This window comes from Klebsiella sp. 28 (assembly GCF_018223905.1).
Taxonomy (GTDB): domain Bacteria; phylum Pseudomonadota; class Gammaproteobacteria; order Enterobacterales; family Enterobacteriaceae; genus Klebsiella; species Klebsiella pneumoniae.
Genome location: NZ_JAGRQY010000307.1, coordinates 1 through 1,713 on the forward strand (window position 1 = coordinate 1; position 1,713 = coordinate 1,713).

Here is a 1,713-nt window from a genome sequence, read left to right on the forward strand (position 1 = left end):
CCCCCAACGTTTTGCCGTAGCTGTCGAGATTGGCGTAGGCCCAGCGCTCGGCGCCGGCCAGGCGCTGGAGATAATCCTGCAGCGCGGCGCGTTTTTGCGGATCGTTAAGCGCGGAATCCGTTGCCGCGAGGAAGGTATTCCCCGGCAGCAGCCCTTTGCCGCTCACCAGGATCTGCCCCTCGTTGGTCTTCACCATTTGGGTGGTGTAGGGCTCCCAGGTCGCCCAGGCGTCCACCGAACCGTTTAGCAACGCCACTTTGGCGTCCACCGGGCCGAGGAACACCCACTGCACCTCCTTCGGTGAAATCCCCGCCTGCTCCAGCGCTTTCAGCGCCACGAAATGACCAATCGACCCTTTACCGGTGGCGATGCGTTTGCCTTTTAAATCAGCGCCGCTTTTTAACGTGCTGCCGGGGGATACCAGCACCGCGGTCCCCGCCGGGTTGCTTTTATCCACGGCAATAGCTTTGACCGGCGCACCGTTGGCCAGGGCGAAGAGCAACGGCGCATCGCCGATGATCCCCGCGTCCACGGCGCCCGCGTTGAGGGCTTCCGCCAGCGGCGCGGCGGCCGGGAACTCGGCCCACTTAATGTCGTAAGGGAGATTTTGCAGGGCGTTGGCCGCCTCCAGCTGCGAACGCATGCCGCCTTTTTGATCGGCGATACGCAGGGTAAGCCGCTCCTGCGCTGTCGCGTAGCCGCCCAGCGCCAGCAGCATCAGCGCGGCCGCCACCCGGCCTGAAAATGATAGACGCATCGTGATTATCCTTGTGATTGAAAGACGAAGTTGCCGGCTGCCAGCCAGGCGCTGTCGCTCTGTGGGGTATGTACCCGTCCGCAGAGCACATTGCGGTAGTGGCGTTCCAGCGGGTTTTGTCGGCTGAGACCATGATTGCCGGTCAGCTCGAGCGCGATATTCACCGCCTGAATGGCGTTGTCGGTGATGGTGACTTTCGCCAGATTGGCCTCGATGGCGGAAAAGCGCAGCGCGGCGGCCTGCTCCAGCAGGCTGCGGTTGACCAGCAGCAGCCCGGCGATCTGCCCGACTTTCTCCTNNAGATCGCCGCCAGCAGCGCCGTCTGCCGGTTGGCGAACAGGCGAAACGGTTCGGCCTGGGCGGCGGGTGGCGCATCGGTCGGCCAGACATACACCGCGTGCTCTGCCGCCACCCGCACGTGGTTAAAAATAACTTCATGGCTGCCGGTGGCCCGCATCCCGGCGTGATCCCAGCTCTTCACCACCGTGATACCCGGGCTGTCGCCAGGCACCAGCCAGGTACCCACCAGCGGCGGGTTATCATCGCTTCTGGCCCACACCGCCAGCCAGCGCAGCCCTTCAATGCCGGTGGTATAAATTTTATGGCCGCTGATGTCCCAGCCCTCCGCGCGACGGGTCGCCACGGTGTCCGGCAGGCCGCCCCGCGCCGGGGAGCCCAGCTCCGGCTCGACGCGCAGGCTGTTGATGAGGCCACCGTGTTCGACAGCATCGTGAAAAACCTGCTGGCGCAGCGGCGCGTGCCAGGCGTCGTTTTCCGCCAGCCGCAAATGGTGGAGATACTGCATGCAGACGATCAGCGCTGTCGCCGGCTCTCCCCAGGCGATGGCGGCGATGACCTGCTGCAGCTGGGCCAGACTGGCGCCCGCGCCGCCGCAGGATGGCGGCACGGCGAGACTTAACCAGCCCCCCGCACGCAGATGGTCGATATTACGCCAG

At 64.9% G+C, this 1,713-nt stretch carries 1 protein-coding gene and 1 pseudogene; both read right to left on the reverse strand.

Features of this window, described 5'->3' with window-relative positions; genetic code table 11:
• Window positions 1–757, reverse strand: a 757-nt coding sequence (locus KHQ28_RS28655; protein WP_211777802.1) for an ABC transporter substrate-binding protein, incomplete at its 3' end; no start/stop codon positions are given.
• Between the two features lie 5 nt (window positions 758–762).
• A pseudogene (locus KHQ28_RS28660) lies at window positions 763–1,713 on the reverse strand (acyl-CoA dehydrogenase family protein); the annotation flags it as partial.